The 21,688-nt window shown below is 40.6% G+C and carries 17 protein-coding genes and 2 pseudogenes; 15 read left to right on the forward strand and 4 right to left on the reverse strand.

The window, feature by feature from the left end; all coding sequences use genetic code 11:
- The first annotated feature begins 15 nt into the window (after nucleotides 1-15).
- Nucleotides 16-717, forward strand: a complete 702-nt coding sequence (locus ONE56_RS09395; RefSeq protein WP_423839736.1) for a M15 family metallopeptidase — start codon at nucleotides 16-18, stop codon at nucleotides 715-717.
- Nucleotides 714-914 (forward strand): DUF2897 family protein, encoded by a 201-nt coding sequence (locus ONE56_RS09400; protein WP_423839737.1) that lies wholly within the window; start codon nucleotides 714-716, stop codon nucleotides 912-914. Before ONE56_RS09395 ends, ONE56_RS09400 begins: the two co-directional genes overlap by 4 nt.
- A 131-nt stretch (nucleotides 915-1,045) precedes the next feature.
- Here the strand turns inward: ONE56_RS09400 and bamC are convergent, their stop codons facing one another.
- Complete coding sequence (gene bamC, locus ONE56_RS09405) at nucleotides 1,046-2,068, reverse strand: outer membrane protein assembly factor BamC (RefSeq protein ID WP_041156059.1); 1,023 nt, start codon at nucleotides 2,066-2,068, stop codon at nucleotides 1,046-1,048.
- A gap of 118 nt (nucleotides 2,069-2,186) precedes the next feature.
- Nucleotides 2,187-3,065 (reverse strand): 4-hydroxy-tetrahydrodipicolinate synthase, encoded by an 879-nt coding sequence (gene dapA, locus ONE56_RS09410; RefSeq protein ID WP_331437740.1) that lies wholly within the window; start codon nucleotides 3,063-3,065, stop codon nucleotides 2,187-2,189.
- Nucleotides 3,066-3,391: 326 nt separating this feature from the next.
- Here dapA and ONE56_RS09415 point away from each other — a divergent pair, with 326 nt between their 5' ends.
- The 9 genes and pseudogenes from ONE56_RS09415 (at nucleotide 3,392) to ONE56_RS09455 (ending at nucleotide 15,705) form a co-directional block, all read left to right on the forward strand.
- On the forward strand, nucleotides 3,392-3,934 hold the full coding sequence (locus ONE56_RS09415; RefSeq protein ID WP_041156057.1) for a glycine cleavage system protein R: 543 nt from the start codon (nucleotides 3,392-3,394) through the stop codon (nucleotides 3,932-3,934).
- 26 nt (nucleotides 3,935-3,960) lie between these two features.
- A pseudogene (bcp, locus tag ONE56_RS09420) lies at nucleotides 3,961-4,293 on the forward strand (thioredoxin-dependent thiol peroxidase); the annotation flags it as partial.
- Nucleotides 4,294-4,384: 91 nt separating this feature from the next.
- A complete protein-coding gene (locus tag ONE56_RS09425; protein WP_024699242.1) occupies nucleotides 4,385-5,788 on the forward strand; it encodes a tyrosine-type recombinase/integrase in 1,404 nt (467 codons plus the stop codon).
- Nucleotides 5,788-8,115 (forward strand): hypothetical protein, encoded by a 2,328-nt coding sequence (locus ONE56_RS09430; RefSeq protein WP_017790067.1) that lies wholly within the window; start codon nucleotides 5,788-5,790, stop codon nucleotides 8,113-8,115. Before ONE56_RS09425 ends, ONE56_RS09430 begins: the two co-directional genes overlap by 1 nt.
- Before the next feature lie 14 nt (nucleotides 8,116-8,129).
- Nucleotides 8,130-10,322, forward strand: a complete 2,193-nt coding sequence (locus tag ONE56_RS09435; protein ID WP_017790066.1) for an integrase — start codon at nucleotides 8,130-8,132, stop codon at nucleotides 10,320-10,322.
- Complete coding sequence (locus tag ONE56_RS09440) at nucleotides 10,322-10,825, forward strand: hypothetical protein (protein ID WP_024699243.1); 504 nt, start codon at nucleotides 10,322-10,324, stop codon at nucleotides 10,823-10,825. The genes ONE56_RS09435 and ONE56_RS09440 overlap by 1 nt, the downstream gene beginning before the upstream one ends.
- Before the next feature lie 161 nt (nucleotides 10,826-10,986).
- Nucleotides 10,987-11,451 (forward strand): thioredoxin-dependent thiol peroxidase, encoded by a 465-nt coding sequence (gene bcp / locus ONE56_RS09445; RefSeq protein ID WP_017790064.1) that lies wholly within the window; start codon nucleotides 10,987-10,989, stop codon nucleotides 11,449-11,451.
- A 38-nt stretch (nucleotides 11,452-11,489) separates the two neighbouring features.
- The gene (locus ONE56_RS09450) at nucleotides 11,490-12,146 is read left to right on the forward strand and encodes a recombinase family protein (RefSeq protein ID WP_017790063.1); all 657 of its coding nucleotides are present in this window, start codon (nucleotides 11,490-11,492) and stop codon (nucleotides 12,144-12,146) included.
- Between the two features lie 256 nt (nucleotides 12,147-12,402).
- Nucleotides 12,403-15,705: a hypothetical protein gene (locus tag ONE56_RS09455; protein WP_423839738.1), complete on the forward strand. Its 3,303-nt coding sequence runs from the start codon at nucleotides 12,403-12,405 to the stop codon at nucleotides 15,703-15,705.
- 218 nt (nucleotides 15,706-15,923) lie between these two features.
- Here ONE56_RS09455 and ONE56_RS09460 read toward each other — a convergent pair whose 3' ends face one another.
- A complete protein-coding gene (locus ONE56_RS09460) occupies nucleotides 15,924-16,142 on the reverse strand; it encodes a helix-turn-helix domain-containing protein (protein ID WP_025793016.1) in 219 nt (72 codons plus the stop codon).
- 161 nt (nucleotides 16,143-16,303) lie between these two features.
- Here ONE56_RS09460 and ONE56_RS09465 point away from each other — a divergent pair, with 161 nt between their 5' ends.
- Nucleotides 16,304-16,840 carry a hypothetical protein gene (locus tag ONE56_RS09465; RefSeq protein WP_139351508.1) on the forward strand — a complete coding sequence of 179 codons (537 nt, stop codon included), beginning with the start codon at nucleotides 16,304-16,306 and terminating at the stop codon, nucleotides 16,838-16,840.
- Between the two features lie 183 nt (nucleotides 16,841-17,023).
- Here ONE56_RS09465 and ONE56_RS09470 read toward each other — a convergent pair whose 3' ends face one another.
- Nucleotides 17,024-18,580 carry an SIR2 family protein gene (locus tag ONE56_RS09470; RefSeq protein WP_025793012.1) on the reverse strand — a complete coding sequence of 519 codons (1,557 nt, stop codon included), beginning with the start codon at nucleotides 18,578-18,580 and terminating at the stop codon, nucleotides 17,024-17,026.
- A gap of 331 nt (nucleotides 18,581-18,911) precedes the next feature.
- On the opposite strand from ONE56_RS09470, the gene ONE56_RS09475 reads away from it, so the two are divergent.
- From ONE56_RS09475 to ONE56_RS09485, 3 genes and pseudogenes are all read left to right on the forward strand, one after another.
- Complete coding sequence (locus ONE56_RS09475; protein WP_025793011.1) at nucleotides 18,912-19,166, forward strand: helix-turn-helix domain-containing protein; 255 nt, start codon at nucleotides 18,912-18,914, stop codon at nucleotides 19,164-19,166.
- Nucleotides 19,167-19,624: 458 nt separating this feature from the next.
- Nucleotides 19,625-19,765: pseudogene (locus ONE56_RS09480) on the forward strand (IS5/IS1182 family transposase); the annotation flags it as partial.
- 527 nt (nucleotides 19,766-20,292) lie between these two features.
- The gene (locus ONE56_RS09485; protein ID WP_025793009.1) at nucleotides 20,293-21,660 is read left to right on the forward strand and encodes a hypothetical protein; all 1,368 of its coding nucleotides are present in this window, start codon (nucleotides 20,293-20,295) and stop codon (nucleotides 21,658-21,660) included.
- The last annotated feature ends 28 nt before the right edge of the window (nucleotides 21,661-21,688 follow it).

Genomic DNA, 21,688 nt, shown 5'->3' on the forward strand with positions numbered 1-21,688 from the left:
ACCAACGAGAAAAATATGACGCCATCGCAACTCACCGGAACCACCAACACTCACCTTCAATCAACGATGATTGGTCAGAAAGCGTTTCTTCTGCATTCAGAAGTCGCCAACGACCTGCTCGCGGTGATTGAGGCCGCGACGCTTGCCGGATTCAAAATGGAAATCGCCAGTGGTTTTCGTGATTTCAGCCGTCAGCGATCGATATGGAATGGAAAGTTTGCCGGTGAGTTGCCTGTTCTTGATTCAAACTCGGCGCCACTGAATAAAGAGGATTTGAGTGATGAAGAAAAACTCATGGCGATCTTACGTTGGTCTGCCCTACCAGGTGGCAGTCGACATCACTGGGGTTGCGATTTTGATGTCTACGCGCGAAATCTATTACCAGAAGATGTCCCATTAAAACTGGAACCATGGGAATATTTACAAGGACATCAAAACGCGTTTTATCAATGGCTGACTGCGCATCTTGATGAGTTTGGCTTTTTCTTTCCCTATCAACATGACCTTGGCGGCGTTGCAGTCGAACCCTGGCATATCAGTCATAAAGTCATTGGCCAACAATGCTTGTCTCAGCTCACACCTGAGATTCTTAAAGGTGAATTGACACGACAAAATCAACTCGGTGCTATTGCCGGATTAGAAGTTATCCTAAATAATCTAGAAAAGATTATGTCGACGTATATTTGCAATATCACCCCACCACCGGAGGCACTATGATTGAACTGCTGACTAACCCGTGGGTTATTATCATTGTGGTGTTAAGTGTCGTTATCGGTAATATCGCGGCACTGAAATACACAGCCAATACGAAGCTTGGCCAAATGGATAAGACTCGTAAAAGCGACTTAGACAAACTGAATGAGCTTGATAAGCATCGTGACGATAATAAAAGCAAGGACAAAAGTCCGCACTAACGCTCGCTAGCCAATGCCACATCCCCATAAAACAAAACGCAATACCAAAACGCACACCAAGAAACACACACTAAAAAGGGACCATAATGAGGTCCCTTTTCTGTTTAAGCACTTATTTACTGTGATTGGTATTACTGCTGTTCCACCACGGCAGACATCACAGGGACAAGCGAGTTCAAGAATTGCTCTTCAACCGGTTTACCAGAAGAATCGGTAATATTAACCGAAGTACGGTTACCCAAATCGCCGAATAGGAACGTATATTTACCCGCTTTCAGATCAACAGGCTGAACGCCGATGTCATTCCAAAACTCATCATCCGGAGATGCGTACGTCGCCACGACAGTACCTTGAGACTGAGTACGTTCGTCAATTTTAAAGCCCATTTTAGGCAGAATGGTTGGTAATCGCTGCCATAACACATTGTATTGTGCACGAGCAATAATAACAGGAAGACCACTACGGTCTTTACCCATCGTAATCGGGATTTGTTTTACTAACTCTTGCGCTTGACGTTGCGCTTCTGCGCGCTGATTTTGATCGTAGCGAGCGGTGACCAAGTTGGTCATGAACACATTGTAGCGTTCTCGATTGGTTGCGGAGACTTGCTTAACCTGATTACCTTCACGCCAGTCAATCAAGCTGACATTAAATCCATATCGACCACCCGAGTCTGTACGCGTGATCTCATATCGGCTGCCAATTTCCATGTCTTCATCAGCAGCGTTCCAAGTCACCCAGCCAGTCTCTATACGACTGTCTGTTTGACTTTCTACTGGAATTTTCTTGGACTCGACCATGCCAAGTACAGTTTGCCAAACCTTGTCCAATTCATTTTCACGCAACAGCCATAGTGTCACTTCACCGTTGTTATTACGCTCAAGGCGTGCGCCTGGAATAAGCTCCAACACTTGCTGTGGTGGTCGAATATCAACGTCTTTACCGATGCCACCAGAAAAATTCCCTTGAGGAATTTGATAATTTGGATACATCTGAGGCTCTGAGCCTTGTGGAACCTTCCACGTGCCCAAACTCGGCGTATTTAAATACTCGAAATCGTCTTTAGCTTGACGACGCTGTGTAGCACCACCCGAACAGGCAGTTAATACGAAAACAGCTAATGAACTTAACACTAACTGGCTTGAAAGCTTCATTTATACTCCTAAAACACTGAGGGCACGTAAGCCCTCAGCATGAACTTCAGTCCTAGGGCCTGTTGATCTTTCCCGGTTAAATTTTGTTCGAAAGGTCAACAGACCCTAGTGTTCAATCTTAATAAATACCGGCGTCTTTCAACGCCTGTTCCACGATCGGCTGCGACTTTTCTGACAGTGTCGTTAGCGGCAAACGCAAATCACCAAATTCAATTAAACCAAGCTTGTGTGCCGCCCATTTTACTGGAATCGGGCTTGCTTCAATAAATAGATTTTTATGCAGCGTCATCAAACGCTGGTTAATGACTTCTGCTTCTTCGTACTGACCTTCACTTGCCAAATGGAACATGTCTGCCATGTCTTTGGCTGCAACATTGTTGGTTACCGAGATAACACCATCACCGCCAAGTTTAACAAAATCCAATCCTGTCGCATCATCACCACTGAGTAAGATAAAATCTTCGCCACAAAGTTCACGATGAATTGCAACTCTGTCTAAATCACCTGTCGCGTCTTTAAGACCGACAATGTTTTTCAGCTTTGATAAACGACCTACCGTCTCTGGCTGCATATCTACGGCAGTACGGCCCGGAACATTGTAAAGAATAACCGGTACGTCGCTCGCTTCAGAAATCGATTTATAGTGTAGGTACAAGCCTTCTTGCGTAGGTTTATTGTAATACGGTGTCACACTAAGGAAACCTGCAATACCTGAATCTGCCAGCAGTTTGCTGAATGTCACGGCTTCGTGAGTCGCATTCGCGCCCGTCCCCGCAATCACTGGGATACGACCGTTTGCAAATTCAACCGTTTTATTCACGACCTTCACATGCTCTTCAATGGTCAGTGTCGCTGACTCACCTGTCGTGCCTACTGCAACAATACCGTCTGAACCCGCTTCAACGTGATATTCCACCAGTTTCTGTAGACCGTCAAAGTCTACTTCACCATCCGCTTTGAATGGCGTGATCAGCGCTACGATACTTCCCGAAAACATGTTTATCTCCCTTATTTAACTCTTTCTGCATGGTACTGTAATGCCATTGACAAACACAAGAGTGTAAACTCGCTTATAAAGTGAATAATTATCAGTTGTTAGATGTCTAGCAACTAATTTACTGCGAACACACAACATTTTGACAATGTTATTCGTTTTTGGCCTGCTCTCTTAGATGAGACAGCGATTTGACTTGTCCCCGAGACAACCCTTTTTTGCTCTATTCCCCTGCCTTAAACAAGCTAAAAAACGCACTGAGTCGATATTTCTCGGCCGTATCTGTGCTAACATCTCTACTATTGAGAGAACGGACAAGAAGCTTATTTATGAAGCAACATCTGGTACTTACAGCAGTAGGAAAGGACCGTCCAGGCATTTGTAACCAAATCGTCAAGCTGGTTACTCAAGCTGGCTGCAACATTGTTGATAGTCGCATTGCGATCTTCGGTAATGAATTCACCCTGATCATGCTGCTTACGGGTAACGCCAACCATATTACTCGTGTCGAAACCCAACTGCCTTTACTTGGGCAAGAACATGACTTGATTACCATCATGAAACGTACCGCAGCACATGAACTGCTCGATAACAGTTATACGATGGAAGTCTTTATTGAATCTGAAGATAGACCAGGCCTAACTGAAAAATTCACTCAGTTTTTTGCTCAGCAACATATCGGTTTAGACTCACTCAGTGCGCAAACCATCAGTAAATCCAAAGTTCAATTAGACAACGACCAATTTCATATTGCTATTACAGCATCGGTTAGCGCTGACTGTAACCTCATGCAGTTACAAGAAGATTTTAATGAACTTTGCCAGTCGCTCAACGTACAAGGTTCACTGAATTTCATTAAAAACACAATATAATATCAATCACAGTAAAGGAAATAATGATGAATACGCTGACAGCAGGCTCGCCAGCACCCGCCTTCTCATTGCTCGATCAAGACGGTAATACCGTTTCTCTAAGTGATTTCAAAGGCAAAAAAGTCCTTTTCTATTTCTACCCCAAAGCGATGACTCCAGGCTGTACAACACAAGCCAAAGGTCTACGTGACATTAAAGCAGAACTCGATGCCCACAATGTCGTTGTTCTTGGTGTAAGCATCGATCCAGTAAAACGTCTGGGTAAGTTCATCGAACGTGATGAGCTAAATTTCACCCTACTTTCTGATGAAGATCATGCTGTTGCAGAACAGTTTGGTGTCTGGGGCGAGAAGAAGTTTACCCTTAGAAAAAAAGAATGACAAAAAACCTTGATATATTTTTATGACAAATCTATCTTTGATGTGTGGGTAGCATATCGAGGATTGTTTTGTGATAGAAACGTACAAAGAAAAATGTTCTGATGTTTATGATGACTACAGACTGCTTTCTATCGAAGTCGATACATTAGCAAAGCTGAAAGTCTCTACAAATACCGATACTGAATCAGGAGAAGTGACATACTCTCCTGACCTCTCTCCCTCCAATCTAAAGTCACGCATAAAGAGAACCGATATCATCGTTGCCCCTGATGGTAGAGTGGTTTATCCACAGTCTCTTTACCTAGTATCTAAATTGCGTGGTGAAGCGGCTGTAAAAGACACAGGTTCAATCGCAAAAGGTTTGCTCGCTTTCACTCGTTATTTGGATTCGACTCACCACTCTCAAGTTGACGAAGATGGTCATGAAATACCATGTGAATACCTAACGTATAAAACCCTATCGAAGTACGAAGAAGAAGGTGCTCCTTGGCGATTTGCTGAGTTCTTGCTTGCGAACTGCAATGATATTGAAGGCTCTAATGGCAGCGAGGCTTTTAGTTTATCTACCGCTCGCACCTATATGGGCGTGGTAATTGGATTCTATAAGTGGATGCAAAAATACGGCTACATTAAAAATAACGATAAAAATATCGTTACCCACTACACCACAGAGACAGTGCATCAGGAGTTAAACCAACACGATATGCTGGCTCACACAAAATCTGGCTCTCAGCGCACTTATGAAACTTCCAATATCATGAGGATGTTCCCTAAAAAACAAAATACGCCTGCTCACAAAAAGCTCAAGCCCATGCATCCCGAGCACAAAGTCTTATTTAATGAACATATAACATCACTCCCAAAGACGATAAAACTCATCTTTCGCCTATGTGTCGAAGCAGGACTTAGAATAGATGAAGCCATTCACTTCCCCGCTCACGATATCGGAAACGCTGACTACAGTGACTTGGAAACTGTACCAGTCGCGATTACTCACACCAAAGGCAGTAAGGCGCGTACCGTAGAAATCCCCATCGAACTGTACGAAGAACTAGAGATACACAAAGAAAGTCACGCGCAACTTAAAAACCTAAACAAGCGCAATGAGCTTATTCAGGCAGGCATCGAAATGGACACCGTTGAGTACCTATTTCTCTCAAACAAAGGTGTGCCTTATTCAGCCAATACATTAGAAACGCACTTTTCAAACCTTAGAAAGCAGATTCACGAAGTGGACTCTTCTTGGTATTACCGAATTCATGATTTACGTTCTACCTTTGCAACTCACTGGCTTTGGGATAAGTCAAAAGAGCGAAATGTTAGCTATGACTACCTTATGGGTGACTTAGCGGAATTGATGGGACACGCCAGTACATCGACCACTGAAAAGTACATTCAGTACATGAATAAGCTAGACGACCAAATCAACACGGCCAAAGGCAAAAACCGCAAAATAAACGGAGGTTGGTCGTAATGGCGAAAAGTAAAATCGCAAAACAGTCCAAAGCCGTCAAGCATGTGCGGAACAATCAAAATGTTGTTCCTTTGAATCTTGATATTCCTTATAAAGATAATAAATCAACTAGAGTAAAGCAGCTCGATGTTTCTCACCTATTGTATTTTGGGGCTAACAAAGAAAACGAAAAAATAGACAGTCGAACCGTATGTATCAGGTCTTTTTGCAAAAAAGCTCATCAATATGTCAGCAATGGCAAGTCTGCACAAAGCGTCACATCATACTATGAGAACTTACGCGCTTACCTTGTTTTTTGTGATGCACTAAATGTTGACCCATTCTCCGAAAGTGGCTATTTGAAGTATGCAGGCAACGATGGCGAGTTAAGGCATCGTATTAAGATTTTTAACCCTTCAAAACGCCTGTGGGAATACAATCATGGAGATGAGTTAGGCATTAAAGAATCGACTACTGCGGCAGTGCTTTCAAACATTCGAACTGCACTTGAATGGTGCGGCCTGCCTATTTCCGATTGGGCTAGGCACCACAGAGGGTTTGCAGGGGATAAATCGCCATTTAAGGGATACTCCGATGAAGAAGAAAAGCTTCTAGTGGAACGATTAGGGGCGTTATTTTTCAGTCTTTCGCCGCAGCTCATAGCCGCAAAAGAAAACAGTACGCCTTTACCTGAAACTCTACCTCTTATCATTAGTCTTGGCTTGCATGAGGAAGCACTTCAAATTCCGACATCATTAAATGTGAGAAAAGGAGTGCGAAAGAATAATGGCATTGCTGTTAATCCAGCCTCAGCTTTTAACCTAACAATGGGCGCGGCCTATCACTTAATGTGCTTTTTTACCTCACTGAATGACGGCAACATACGACAAATCGCCCATCCAATCGATGTTAAAACATCAGAGCGTGATAAGAGCTTACAAGTAGTCAAGGTCTCAAGCTATAAGGCGCGTTCAAGCAGCGAAGTCGATGCCCTTTTGGTGGGTGAGCCGTTTGACGTTGATAAGCGCGATGGCGTGAGGTTTATAAAGCTACTAGAACGGTTATCCAAACTCTACGGCAGCGGTAAAGATGGCTCTGAATTGCTTTTTACTCTCAATAATCGCGCAGATGTCAATGATACCTTTAATTTGCAAGAGATAAATAAAGCGCTCGTCAACCAACTGCACCTATTATCGCCCCACCGAGCGGGTAGCCTACCTTGGTTTAAAGAGCTGTTTTACGCCTACCGAGACCAACAAGCCATTAGGTTAAAAAAGACCGTGAATCATTTAGGTCGCACGGTTGTGCATAAAGAGACACAAGCAACTTCCAAAAGTCATATGGGGCAAGGGGCGACCAATAGTGCCTACTGCATTTTATCTTGCTACACAGACTTGCCACTTAAAGGGATTTTACTACCGCTTACCTATTCTGAAATTGATAACGATGGCAGTGCTACCGTTTCTTTTAACTATAGGAGTGGCGAAGTTGGATATTTCAAAGTCCCCGCTTCTGATTTAACGCTTATTAAAGGTATTGAGCAATTTGCGAAAGAAAAAGCAGACAAGCAGCCTAAGAAGTACGAACGGCTGCTTTTAGCAAGAACCTCCAACAATGTTCCTTCTGATTGGGAAGGTATTAGTCCTATTTCAGCAACTCTCATGAATACTTGGTCAATTGAACCCAACCATTACTATATATCCCTTCAATCAAGTCGCTGGCGAGAAATGAGTAGCAATCAAGCCTATGCGGAGGGCGGTATTCAAGCCGTTCAGAGCTTGCTCCAAAATAAGCGAGACACAATAGAGAAAAGTTACGCAAACGGGCTTCCACTACATAATAAAGTGATTCTTTCTCAAGGCATCGAAGTCATCGGAAATCTCTTTGATAATGACTTAGAGCAAGCAAAAGCTGCTGTGGCTAAAAGGCGCGGCATTCCGATGTTGACATACGAGGAAGGTGAGAAAAAGCGTAAAACCAACCCCAATGGAATTGCTTGTGATGGGAAGCAAGTCATGATTGATGGTAAGAATACACAACGTGAAACGAACTACGCGCTAGGCGCAGACTTACCTTGCGCCGAGTTTGATATGTGCTACAAGTGCCAATCTGCCAAAGCGGTAGATGACGTTGACGCTATTTATAAGCTGATTTCAACCATTGATGTTTTTAAAGAAGGGCTTGATATGTTTCCTGACTCGAAAGGGGATGTTCTAGAAAAAATCGAAGCGTATGAGTATACGCTAGATGGGGCAAGTGACGATGTATTTGATGAAGCCATGAAAAAATTCAATACCCAAGGTCGTCATCCAAGGGTGTCCATCGACCATGCCATTCTATTGATGTAATTGCGGAGGCTCACATGATAAAACTCTCTGACCTAGAACACCAAAACAAGCTTCTTAAAGCGCAACAAAACGTTGGCGCTCATACAAATTACTTAATGGATGTATTAAAGCCAGCGATAGAGCGCGGGGATTGGGATGAACTCGAAGCGCTTGATATAGGCTTTACGGTGACAGGTGAATCATTAGGTAAAATTGGCAATAATGAGGCTTGGAAGAAGTTGCAACTTCATTTTGAGCCGCAGGCAAAGAGGATATACACTCTAGATTTTACCTGTGATGGCAAGGTGATTGAGCGCAACCTAAAAAATGAGCTTATAACTCTCATACTTAAAATGATGTGGCTTTCACCTCATAACCATTCCTTTAGCACTCTTTATCACGCGCTAAAAGATCTAAAAAAAGTCATCAACCCGCTTTTAAATGAAGGAGTTAACACGCTATCAGCGCTTAACTTTGACCGACTCGAAACGTGGGTGCTAACGGGTTTTACCGATATCGACTTTGAAAGAGAGTTAATTTACAACGGGTTAAATCGCCTTTATAAAGAAGCCAAAGGTTTACCCTTTGAGGTTAACCTAAACAAGAAACTGAGCGCCTCAGATTTTGGTTTAACCCTTAAAGAAGCGAAGCAATATACCGTTATTCCACAAAGGCTTTACTATGCGGGGCTTCAAAAATCGGAAGAACTAATTAATCAGGCTTATGCTGTGCGTCACGAGCTAGAGCAACTGGCAGATTACATTACCTCTTATTCTGACAAAGCCTATGCAGGTTATGCTAAGTATCTTGTCAGTGGTGATGCTAGAAAAAAAAACGGTGATATTACATGGTACTTAGCCAAGTCGAAATCTAGTAAAGAGCGCACCACCGCTTTCCAACAAGCTTTCACAGCGCTTAACTCACCAAATGAAGAAGAGACACTGGCTCTCGCACAACTCTATAAACCAGAGATAGAACACGATTATTTAGATAGATTCCATCTTGAGCGAAAACTAACGATTGTGCAGTGGACAATCACCAGCTTAAGAGAGGCGCTAGCACTTTTCAAAAAGCTAAGCGGTGGCTGCCTATGGGGATTAATGGCAAGAGCAGGAATGAGAAGCGATGAAATGTATAACCTGAACACAGTTCAGGGCTGCACCGAAGATATCATTGATCGCCAGACTATACACGTTATCCATGCAAACCTTTCAAAGACAGCAAAAGGCTCTCAATCAATTCAAGATGAGTTTGTCACAACAGAGATTGGCATGAAAGCTTATGAAGTTCTTCAAGCGCTGCATACACCACTTAGAAAAATACACCCTAGTTCACAATCCTTCTTTCATAAAATAACAGGGGATTTCAGCGAATTAGCAAAAAAAGAGCTAGGAAGACACTCTCAGGCTTGGTTTATAAATGCTATGGGTGAAGAGATTGCGCTCACCAATGAAGATTTAATTGACCTAAAAATATCTGACCCTAATTTATCGTTTGAAGTGGGTAAGAATTACGAATTTGCACTACATCAACTTCGCCGCTCCTTTGCTTACTACTTGATAGGCTTTGAGCTATGTCACTTCCCGCAACTCAAACAACAGTTCAGTCATGTGTCTATGGCAATGACACGGCATTACGCTAAAAATGCCAGTAAGTTTCAAAAAATCAGACAGAAGAAAAAGACACTTGCGAACGAAATTGATAACGAGCGAATTGATCAAAAAGCTCGTGTTTATTTGAGTATCTATGAGAGATTGGCAAACAAGAAAAGAGTTGCAGGCGGTAAAGGCAAGGAGTTTGCTAAAAGCATAACCAAAACAGAGCGAAACTTATTCACAGACAAAGTGGATAATGACATGCTTTCTCTTAATTTCTGGAAAAAGCAACTTCGAGATAAAAAACGACACCTTCATGCGGTTGCGCCTGGGATATATTGCACTTCAACCACTTGTGGATTAAGAACGCTTGTTAATCTACTTGAATGTGTGGACTGCAAGAATGACTACATCGTGGATGCCGTATTTGCTGAGGCAAAGCGTAAAGAAGCTGAAATTCACATGCTTTACGATATTGAAAATAATGAACTCACTCCACAAACTGCCGCCCAATCTTACGCTAAGATTCAAGCGGCTGAACGTATTATGAGTGATTTAGGTATCGACTACGAACCTGTTGTTTTCCCTAATGAAGTTACTGAGATACTCATCCCATTTGGAGTGGTTTCATAATGTCACAGGCAACAAAAAAGAAACTCATTGACGCATTAGAAAGGCTGTTGAGCGGTGATGTAGCAAAGCTAACATCGAAAGAGCTACGTAATAAGGCGCGAAAAGGCAAACTCAAAATAAACAACAGCAGCGTTGAAAAAGAAGCTGGGCTTTCTGTTGGCGCACTCAGAAGGCACAACGATGTCGTTCTGATGATAAAAAACAAATCATTAGAGGTACAAGTTGCTCAGGATGAAACCGCTGACTCTCCTGTAGAAGTGCTTCAAAAAGAAATAAAGGCGCTCAAAGGTGAACGAACGCAAGCCAATAAGAAGAAAAAAGAATATTACGATGAGGCTCAAAGTCATAAGGAGGCGTTGGCTACTCAAGCAGCTATTCATGTAAAAGTAGTTCAAGAGCTTATGGATATGCTGCATGAGAGTCAGCGAGAAAAAGCTATGGATAAAATCGTCTCGACTCGTTTAGACAATGTGGTTGCACACCAATTTAGAAAACCGAAGTAGTTAGCACTTCCATTTAACTTCGTCCTGTTTAGAGTAATCACTAGACAGGACACTTAATTGTCGATAAAAATGTATGATCTAACGTAATAAAAATGCTCTAAAAAGGACGTAGTGAAAAACGCTACGCAAATACCATTAATTGAGAAAGTAAGGAAAAGCAAATGGCAATCGAAGCTGGACAACCTGCACCAGATTTCACTCTGAATGACCAAGACAATAACCCAGTGACGCTCTCTGAGCTTCAAGGAAAGAAGGTACTACTCTACTTCTACCCACGCGCTTCGACTCCAGGCTGTACCGTTCAGGCTCAGGGATTGCGTGACACGAAAGCTGAACTAGATGCCCACAATATTGTTGTGCTTGGTATTAGCCCTGACACCCCCAAAAAGCTGACGAATTTTATCAACAAGCAAGAGCTTAACTTCACTCTACTAGCTGATGAAGAACACGAAGTTTGTGAGAAGTACAGTGTTTGGCAACTCAAGAAGTTCATGGGTCGTGAAAATATGGGTGTTGTAAGAACAAGCTTCCTGATTGATGAGTCTGGTAAGCTTGAGCATGTATTTAACAAGTTTAAGACCAAAGATCACCATGAAGTTGTACTGGACTACCTAAACAACAAATAACCGTCCATGAACAGTTAACTCTTCACTTGGGGGCAGGCATGATTGGTTACATTCGAGTATCAGATTCACAGAGAGCCGATGGTGAATCTCAAAGAGAAGCTATCAAGGCGTACGCAGCTAAACATGGCATCCAAATATCAGATTGGATCGAAGAACATGTGTCTGCCACCAAGACAGAACTGAGTGAGCGGAAGTTATATTCCCTCATCTCCTCTCAACAAAGCATCATTGTATCGGATATAACTCGTTTGGGTCGCCACAAGGTTATGGAGTTAGTAGGTGCGATAGGCCAAATCGCCTCATATGGTGAGCTACATTTGGCATATAACGACACCATCATAAGTTCAGGAAACGTTGATAACGCTGAAATCATTTTTACCGTTATTGGGCAGTCCTTTGCCAGCGCAGTAGAGGCTCAGAAACGCTCTGAACGAGCTAAAGCGGGTCATGCTAAACGCAAGGCCAAAGGACTATCATCTGGCCGCCAGAAGGGACAGAAGGTTAGATCCAAGCTTGATGAGCATACAGCGTTCATATTGAATATGCTTGACTCTGACAAGTCGAAGGCTGAGGTTTTAAGAAAGCTTAGTGACAAAGGGGTGCAAGTATCTCGAAGTCGTTTCTACTCTTGGCTGGAAGACCGTGGCCTGCATAACAAGAAAGCAGAGTTTCAGGCTGACATGTTCACTGAGTAGCCAACTCGATGCTGAGTTAGCCCTGAGCATACTTGGCTAGCTCACTTTTGCCCCGAAATGAGTTACGTCTCGCGAAAAGATGCGAGTAGTCAGCTACTTTTTGCAATACATATTTTAGTGAAAAGGCAAGAAGCAATGCCTACCTCCATTACAGGCACTAAACGTTTTGAATATACGCATCTAATTGATTAATCGTCGACATCTAGTAAAGTAGTTGTACCTGAAAATGATCCACCTAATTTCTGGAGAGACTTAAGTGTTTGCTAGGATAGAAAAGCTGTTAAATTCACTTCAGCATCATGTAGATAAAAACATTGATGAAACGCTTTATCAAAACAAGGCGTTTTTATCTAGCGAGTGGAACCTTTTAGAACACAACATATTGCGTTGGTCTCAAAGACATAGGTATTACATCTTTCTTCTCTTCGTCTTATCTAGCTTACTCGTTGCCAATTTATTACTCTGGAAAGAAGAGTTAACCCCATTTGCCCTTGAGTATTTCCCTCACTGGAACAAACTCATTGACTGGCAAGGAGCTTTTCTTGCAGGTCAGTTGACCATTATCGGTGTTGTTTACCCCCTTGTCATTGGTTTGATTGGTGTACTTTTTCAGAATAAGTCAGCAAAGAAGACACTATTTCCTATTTATCAGATGTATTCTGGCTTCATGTTTGCTGGATTGAGTGGATTATTTTTGTCTATTTTTATAATTGCAGGCTATTTCCTCAGTGCTAGTATCGAACAGTCAACTTATCTATCGATTTGCATAACTACTGCACTATGGCTTACATTCAACATCTTATTAACAAGCTGGTTTTTTGCGACCACTTTCTTGATGTTGGATGAAACGAAACGTGATAGGTTAATTGTTAGGTTCACTATTCATGAGCTTTGTGAAATGGATATTAGGCAAAGAATTCATGAACTATTATTACTCAACTCCGTTCGGAATAAGATTCTAGTCAACCCTAATGAAGATCTGCTAAAAGTTAGCACTTATAAGTTCTCTGATGAGAAGTACAACGAAATTATAATTCCGTCAACAGATCCAATTCGGATTACAAATGTTTACTACGCAACAATCAACGCGCTAATTCATTACCAAGTTAAGAAGCTAAAGATACTTCGTTGGTTTAATCGGCAGAGCTTTGGAAAGTGGTTAGTTTCAAGAAAAGGTTTTAGCGGGCTTAGCTTTGACTTTAATGCTAAGCCAGAGTTCGTACTACAACCTGTATGGACGAAGAAAGGTGAAACTGGTCTAGTAGTTGCCAGATATGTAGACTTCAATTTGGGCTGGATATCTAAGCTACTGATTAAGAATAGCGTTACAACAACGAAAAAAGAAGTTGATTATGACAAAAGCCTGACGTCCATGATGTTAGGTCTTGTTGGTTCAGCTAATGATTCTATCCGTGAAAAGAATATCGGCGAATTCAAAACTGCTTTAGCCAATATCGTAAAGTGGCACACTGAGATAGCTTCTGCTTTAAGTTTCTTAAATGATAACAAGGAAGATGACAATTGGCTATTGCTACCAACGACCAACTTTTTCAGTAGAAGTTATCTCGATGAAATTTTGACAGAGTATTATCGAATAGCTAGATCTGCTGTTGAACTAATTCCTGAAAACATCGAATTTTATGACGAAGTTATTTCCTTACATAAGCGCCTATTTGCTGGGCGAGAAAAGTTGGTTACACGTGAAGGTTTCTCATTGATACAAAGCAGTTACTTTACTTGGTCATTATTGATGGAGTGGCGCTCTTACAGTTCTTCTTCATCAGATATACGCTTAGCTAATAAATATGAAGATGTGCTTTTTGACTTCGTTGGCTCATGGGAGTCTTGGCTAGATTATATTGAGCCTAGATATCAACGACTTGATAGCCTAACTGATTCACTACCCTTTTATCTCGCTCATTTAGAATTTACAGCTCATACCGCAATATCTGCATTAAGGTATGACAATGTTGAGGCGGCTGGTTGGGGGGTTGATATGCTAAACAATTGGTGTGAGACACTTTCAGTGAGAGATTACGGCCATGGGTTCGAAGAATATGGATGGCACTCAGAATTAGTGACCCATAATATATTGCTTAAAGGTTTAGATGACAAGTTGTGGGCTATTATATTAAATGGTTATGAATTTAATTCTCGGTCTGCTTTTTATATTGCATTTGAGAATGCAGCGCTTGACCTTAGAGTTATTACAGCATGTTATATTTTGCTCAAGCCTAACTTAAATGATGATCAAGTAAGAAAATATATTAGAGCATTACTTTCTAACGCTGCGATTCATCCAACTGGTGCAATTGCTCGTGGAACGAAGTCCGTATCTAACGCTAGTGATATAGTTGGGGTGTATATTAGGCATAGAGATTACTCTAATAATGGCTATGGCTCATGGCTTTCAGGAGTTCTTGAGTCTTTTGGGCGAGTTAATGAAAAGAGAAGAGTATCAGGGCGTATCTATTCAGGTTGGGGGCGTAATGATCCTCAAAGTATGAATGCGGCTTACATAGAGATAGCCGTTTCACTTTCAAATAGCGAATGGCAACTGGGACGTCAATGGTTCGATATTGTATTTTCGGATGCATTTCGTCATCAAGATCAACAATCCCTTGTTAGTGACTTACAAGAGTGGCTTAGATTGGTCGACGAAATCAAAGAACCATTCCTTATCTCTAGAGAACAGTTTGATAGTTACCTAGATAATTTTAAAAATTCAGTTCAACGAGTTATAGAGCAAATAAATCAAAGACAGAGTGAATTAGTGGCAGAAGCGGAAATTGATGAAGACCTTCTAACACAATTTGGTTTGATTTGTTCCGAGGGTCTTATAGGCAAAACCCCGAACTTAGAATTCCCAATCAGCTTATTTAACTCAGTTGGTTTTAATGGTGATATTGTTGATGATACCTTATATAAATTAAACATACAGGAGTACAGAAAAGAAAGGGTTGCCAAAGGTATTGATACCAATAGAGCAATCAACGAGAAAGGTTGGCTAAAAGAATCAACAAGGTCTAATGTTCAAGCTAACATTTTAAGAGAGATATTACGTTACAAAACATCTGATTCAAAAGTTTATTCCAGTGTCGAAAATAATATTTTTGACATTTTAGATATAGCAAGAACCATTACAAATCCTATTTTGTTTTCAGGAAGCTCAGAGTTAAAAAAGTTGCTTAGAGAAGCTAGGTACAAACCAGAAGTAGCGAATAAATACAATATCTCTTTTATTGATGGCTTCGGAAAAGATTATATATGCAATTTGGGTGGTGTTATTGTATATAATCTTTATTTTTCAGACATCAACTTTAGTTTATTGACTACTAGAGAGTTATTTGAACATATTGAATTTGGCAAGATAATGGATGATCAATTTGTAAAAGTAAGTTACAAGCCATCTCAAAGTGCAAATGTCGGTGAATTATCAATAAATTATTGGATGCAAGTTACTTTAGCAAAAGATCTACCTTGTATTAAAACTGAAATAAAGAACACAGATAAAAGTGATGATAATCAAGTACTATTGAGTAAGGCTACAACACTTTAGGTGGTTTGACGTAATTTTAGTAATCTCTATTTGGTGAGCTAGAGCAAAGAACCTAGCTCACTTTTGTCCAAAAGTGAGCTGTGCGATGTCGAGTGTGGGTGTACGATTAAGTCACACTGTATAATAAAATCTGTCAGATCGTGTATGAGTTAGTACAGCTTATGTAAGTCGTCAAAATAGCTATATTTATGTAGTAAATTGATGCATACGTCTTGGGCTTAATCTTCATCTGGAATCAAATCATAGATAGAACATTTGAGTGCTTTAGATATCGTAAACACCTTTTCTAAAGTCACGTTTTTTTCACCGCGTTCAAGTACACCAATATAGTTCAAACTAAAGCCGCACTGTACAGCCAGTTCTTTCTGTAAAAGACCTGTCTTTTTTCTTTGTTCTGAGAGTTTTTCACCAAACTCAATCGCAATCTTATTCTTCATTCATTCTTGTAGAAAAGAACAAAACACACTATAGTGTGTTTTGTGATTGTATTATCACACAGTTAAGCCAGTTTGCCGCTGATACCTTGACTGTATACCTACCCACTGGCTACTGATGGGAGTCAGACCAGTGGGTTTTCATTTCAAACACTATACACGTAATGATGAAACAAGTTGATTTTATAAGGCTCATTTCGAGTCATCTACCATCTACTTTTTCAACAAAAGAACTTTTGTTGATACTCACGAAGCTATTTCCAGAAAAAAGCGAGCGAGAAATGCGTAAATGCATGCATAACCATCTGTATCGTTTAGAAAAACAAAGATTGGTAAAGCGTCTTAACTCGAAAGGTACGGTCAATGCTTCTTTCGAAGCTCTTTTTCTATTTGAATTACAAAAATCCATCGACCTAGAAGGTGTTGGTGAGAGCCTTCGTAGCATTGATTCGCACCGTGAACGGTTAGAAAAAGACAAAGTCCTTATATTGAAAAAGCAGGAAATCCTAGAGCGGCTAAAACGAGAGCACCACTCGTTCAACCCCCAGATAAACAGTAAGTTATTGGCATTAACTTCAGATTTAACAGATAAAAGTCTTGAGCTAGAAATCATTGGTGAATTATTGAATGAGAGTGAAACTCAGAGCAATCAAGAGCAGTCACTAGCCAATAAATATTGTTATGAGCCTCTGAAGGTGTAACACACATCTAAGGTTATATGGTAGAACAGCAAAAAAGTAGGGTTCTTTAAGAACAGTGCTTTCTTACTGATTAGGATAAAATGGGGTCGATACTGACAAACTCATTTCTGCCCCAAAATTTGTTAGATACGGGAACTAAGCTACATAAATTCCCGCACCACTCCAACCCTTTGGGTATGTTGTTTATTTCCAGCCCCATTTCATGCGGTCGTATAAACACACTAATTTCTTAAAGTTGCTCGCATAACTTGAAACTTTGTAATCGAGCTTATCTTCATTATCAAGTAGAAATTGGCGCAATAAGTCCAAATCAACTTTCTCTGCGGATAGATAAGGAATATATGCTGAAGCGTTCTCCGCAGTGCATTTATCAATAATATCCTGTAATGATGAGTGACGATAGTTCCTAAAAAAGGACTTCTTATACGAGGCTACGCCTAACTTCTTAAAATCACGGTTAATTGCTTTATCCAAAGTGTAGTCAGATGCCTCATACGCGTCTCTATCATCAATTCCTAACTGTCTGAGATACTTGAAGATAGGGACGTTTGGTGAATTTTTTAATGCGCGGGGAGCGACATGTGTCAATACCTGTTCGCAATCATAACCACCATCATCATGGAGAATGTCTCGATACAGGTTTGCTACACATACTTGTTCATAGCCCAAGATAGAAGGCCCAACTGGCTGACTAGTCGCTACTCCGACGCCAACGAGAAACTCCACATCGTCTTTACTCTCTATTTCATCAATATCAACGACGCATATTTTTTTCTCAGGCTCAGAGGATTGCACCAACTCGTATAGTTGCTCTTTGCAGTATCGTAAAACTCTAGCGGGTATCTTTCTTTTAGTTGCATCAATAGCCTCGTAGACTGGAGAATAGTCATCAGTTTTTACGAGAATAAGGGGTATTTGAATGCCATCAATTGAGAGGTAGGTATCAGAGATGTTAGGCTTTTCACCTGCGCTCAATCGTTGTACGAATATTAAGTTTTGGCGCAACTTTTCAATGTTATCTTTACCGATGCAGTTTGAGATAGCTTTGAGCAAGCTGCTAATATTTTCATCCGAAATGGAGTATCCAATGAATACGATAGGGTGCTCAACAAACAATGTAATTAATTTTGCTGCTAAGTAAGTGTTCTTCTCGTTAAAGTCTTGATAGTCTGAGTCTGTTAGGACTAATGAGTCTGCATTAGTTGAGCAACCATGAATTTTGTATATCTCGCCAATTTCTTGTGGATTGGAAAAGAGCAGTTCTTCCTGACCAACGTAAGTGGTGTATTCAGGAAAAAGCTGTTCAATAAACATATCCCAGTTTGTTGTAATCACTCCATCAACATTTAAGTTCGCTAGAAGCTCTACTTCTTGCTGATAACCTGACTCTTTTGCTTTGTCTTGATTCAAAGTTGATAGATAAACCGCAATTTCAATCCTCAATGCTGAGGTTTGGTCTACAATTTTGGACTTATATCGCTCGACACTGGCTTTATACTCTGGAGCTGACCACCAGTATTCATTAAAGTCTTTAGCAAGGAGGCTAGCAATCTTTGGGTAATTTCCATCTGCCGATGCTAGATAATACTCGAAAGGCTTCCCTGCTACACAAAAGCGCGTCAGTAACCCTTTCCAATCTTCCAAGCCTAAGTATCGTCTAGAAAAGCCAGAGCCTAAAAATAGGAACGGCCCAGCAGCCTTACTATTGAAAATATCTATTAACCTTTCTTTTACAGCCATAAAGCCTCCATCTATATAGCTGTAAATTCTACACTTTTCTTTCGGTGAAGTAATCTGGTTAAGCAATAGGTCTCATTGCGCCTAAATTGAACTCATTAGATACTCCAATTCCATTTGTCGGAGTGATTCTAGTAGGCGTTGTAACAGTGTTTTGTCCATAGGTGTGTTTGAAAATACTAAGCATTTTCTAGAATCCTTGCCCAGTCAAACCTCTCAATCTTAGCTATGACTAATTACCCCTGTACGCGGGTAAAATTAACTTTAACCCCTGAAGGGGATAAAGTGCTAATATCCTCTGTGTGGGGGGAGGGAGTTTACATTGGAGGCAGATATGCTCATAACAAGTCCTAAGCAGTTAGGAATATACTTGCGTGATGTACGAAGGAATCAAAGGCGCAACCAAACCAAAGTCGGAGATATTGTTGGCCTAAAACAGACAACGGTATCGAAAATTGAACGTGATCCTGCTTCCTCCAGTATCGAAAGTCTGATGCGCCTGCTGTCATCACTAGATCTTGAGCTACACATTCAAGACAAAGCTGTAAGCCGTGAACAAGCGAATCTTCATGATCCTGATGATTGGTAAATCCTATACAACTCTATCGCTAAGTTGTTCTCACTAGCTGACTCGTCATTGCCCTTTTCCGTGAGACAACTAGGAAGGTATCCTTCTCGGTTGCTTTCCAGTTCTAAGAAACACTTATAATCGTATTCTCGGTCGCTGTAATGAGCTTATCCCACTAAACGTGTGTGAACTACGAATCTTATGGCGTCTCAGTAGATAGTTGTAGATTACGAAAACTTTTCATCAACCCGTGGTGAATCGTGATGAACTTATGATTATTTATCGAATAATCAATAATTTGGATGGGTGAACAAAAAAAGTTAGATTAGAAAAACTTTTCATCAATCTGTGATGAACCTTAATGAATTTTAAAAGAAGAATGCTCCTTGGCTTTGTTGCTTAAATCGATGGAACTAAATCAAGAAGTTACGATCTGATCGGCTACACCCCTCAATTGTCGTAGCTTCATGCCTAATGACTATCACAAGCAGTCGCTATCAGAGACAGCAATGTATCGAGTGAAACAGTTGTTAGGTGGGAAAGTAAGTCTGAGAAACTACAACGCTCAAGTTGGCGAGACTTACGCTATGATCAAAGCGCTGAATAAGCTTCAGGGTTAGGTATACTAGAAACTAAGCGCACGTTTAATAATCAAGCGCTATGGGGACAAGCATGTCTTCTCTCTGAACTAAGCACAACAAAACCGCACATTGCTTCAGATGCTAGCAGAACGGTAGATCATTCATTTTCCAATTTAGTTGAGTAAGTAGCTATTTAATACGTTCAATTTGACGTCTTCATCTAGCCCTCTCATGAATGATTATTCACTTAATCGTAAGGCGCTACCACTTAGTCAGTCACAGAATTCAGATAGAGAACGAAACTACCAGCTAAAACAGTTCTGCCCCATTTCGGTTTAGAGTAAAAGCTCATTTACATGTTATTCATCACTCTTTGCCTTACTAGAAGTAATGGCATGGAGGGATAGGATTATACGGAACCTTTCTGCAATCTACCTCTTACACCCTTACAATAATCACATAACTTTCTAATAATCCTTGAGTTGCTTACCTATGGCGAGGAAGATAGAACAAAAGCACATGTAGAGAAATTCCCCCTAGAAAGCGTCAAATTCAAAAGGAAGCTCGTGGATATACTTAACAATCGAGAAATTGCAATTTCGTTATGGCTGTTGGCAATTACGATTTACATATCGTCATCTTCTAGAATGGCTGAGGTCAGGAGCTGTTTTAAAGAGGTGCTGTCAGCTTTCTTTGTAAAACAGATAATTACTGTCCTTTGTTTAATGATCGCTTATATGGCGATTGTCATTTCTTGGCTTTCCGATTTAGGTCTATGGAATGCAGAACAGCTCAAAAACACCGTTTTTTGGTGCGCTTCCGTAGGGTTCATGTCGTTGTTTAAACTTGAACAGATCAAAAAGGATAAAAGTTTCTTAAAACAGTCAGTCATAGACAACTTAAAACTACTAGCGATTCTTCAATTTATCGTTGGTGTATACACTTTCTCTCTCTGGGTTGAGGTTCTGTTAGCTCCAGTTTTAGCACTAATTGTAGCCATGTTAGCTATTGCTGAAACCGATAAAAAGCATCATCAAGTAAAGGTTCTGCTTGAACGTTGCCTATCTTTATTTGGGGTCGTTTTAATCATTTACACTTTGTACATGTTGACGACCAACTTTGGTGAGTTTAGCAAAGAGAAAACTGCGTATGATTTCTTCGTTCCCCCCTTGTTGACTCTTTGTTATTTGCCATTTATTTACGTCACGCTTGTTTATACGACATACGAGAAAGTTTTCATTAGCCTTAATTCAAAAATAAAAAATGGATTTCATAGGTGGATTGCTAAAGTCTACGCTTTAATATTGTTTAATGTTCAACTTGGCTCGCTGGAGCGATGGTCAAATCAAGTTGGCAGAGTAAATATAGAATCACACTCTGATCTATTGGAGACCTTCAAATACATATTTAAAGTGAGGTCTGCTGAGAAAAAAATAAAGGAAGTTCCAAAAGAACAAGGCTGGAGTCCTTACGAAGCTAAAGACTTTCTCTTTAAAAAAGGACTTAATACTGGCTTCTACAATAGGGTCTTTGAGCAGGAGTGGTCAGCATCATCACCAATGGAAGAATTTGGTGGTGGAGTTATTCAGAATAATATTTCTTACTACGTTGAAGGAACTGAAGAAGTTGCAAATATACTTAAGCTCAAAGTTAACGTGAATGATGATGCTAGATCTCTACAGGCGCGAGAAAAGCTAGAGGAAATCGCGCAAGCTTTGAGCATCTCTAGTTTGAATAAGCCATTGTCTAAGAAGATGAAAATGGCTATTTCACAATGTGAGCCATATTCTGAAATACTTTTGGATAAGAAAATTTCACTGGTTGTAGAAAAGTGGCCAAACCATACGTTTAATGGATATGATATTAAATTTATAATATCCATTACCCAACCAGCCGCTGCTATTAAACAAACTTACCGAAGAGTGCGGCGTTAGCTATTAATTATCAGGTTTAAAATTTGGA

The sequence above is a fragment of the Vibrio mytili genome, from assembly GCF_049563345.1.
Lineage (GTDB): Bacteria > Pseudomonadota > Gammaproteobacteria > Enterobacterales > Vibrionaceae > Vibrio > Vibrio mytili.

Excerpts from the sequence above, each read along its gene's own strand:
- ONE56_RS09430 (WP_017790067.1), top strand. The coding sequence starts at position 5,788 with ATGGCGAAAAGTAAAATCGCAAAACAGTCCAAAGCCGTCAAGCATGTG.
- ONE56_RS09470 (WP_025793012.1), bottom strand. The coding sequence starts at position 18,580 with ATGGCTGTAAAAGAAAGGTTAATAGATATTTTCAATAGTAAGGCTGCT.
- bamC (WP_041156059.1), bottom strand. The coding sequence starts at position 2,068 with ATGAAGCTTTCAAGCCAGTTAGTGTTAAGTTCATTAGCTGTTTTCGTA.
- ONE56_RS09460 (WP_025793016.1), bottom strand. The coding sequence starts at position 16,142 with ATGAAGAATAAGATTGCGATTGAGTTTGGTGAAAAACTCTCAGAACAA.
- ONE56_RS09440 (WP_024699243.1), top strand. The coding sequence starts at position 10,322 with ATGTCACAGGCAACAAAAAAGAAACTCATTGACGCATTAGAAAGGCTG.
- ONE56_RS09400 (WP_423839737.1), top strand. The coding sequence starts at position 714 with ATGATTGAACTGCTGACTAACCCGTGGGTTATTATCATTGTGGTGTTA.
- ONE56_RS09465 (WP_139351508.1), top strand. The coding sequence starts at position 16,304 with ATGATGAAACAAGTTGATTTTATAAGGCTCATTTCGAGTCATCTACCA.
- ONE56_RS09415 (WP_041156057.1), top strand. The coding sequence starts at position 3,392 with ATGAAGCAACATCTGGTACTTACAGCAGTAGGAAAGGACCGTCCAGGC.
- ONE56_RS09450 (WP_017790063.1), top strand. The coding sequence starts at position 11,490 with ATGATTGGTTACATTCGAGTATCAGATTCACAGAGAGCCGATGGTGAA.
- ONE56_RS09435 (WP_017790066.1), top strand. The coding sequence starts at position 8,130 with ATGATAAAACTCTCTGACCTAGAACACCAAAACAAGCTTCTTAAAGCG.
- ONE56_RS09475 (WP_025793011.1), top strand. The coding sequence starts at position 18,912 with ATGCTCATAACAAGTCCTAAGCAGTTAGGAATATACTTGCGTGATGTA.
- ONE56_RS09395 (WP_423839736.1), top strand. The coding sequence starts at position 16 with ATGACGCCATCGCAACTCACCGGAACCACCAACACTCACCTTCAATCA.
- bcp (WP_017790064.1), top strand. The coding sequence starts at position 10,987 with ATGGCAATCGAAGCTGGACAACCTGCACCAGATTTCACTCTGAATGAC.
- dapA (WP_331437740.1), bottom strand. The coding sequence starts at position 3,065 with ATGTTTTCGGGAAGTATCGTAGCGCTGATCACGCCATTCAAAGCGGAT.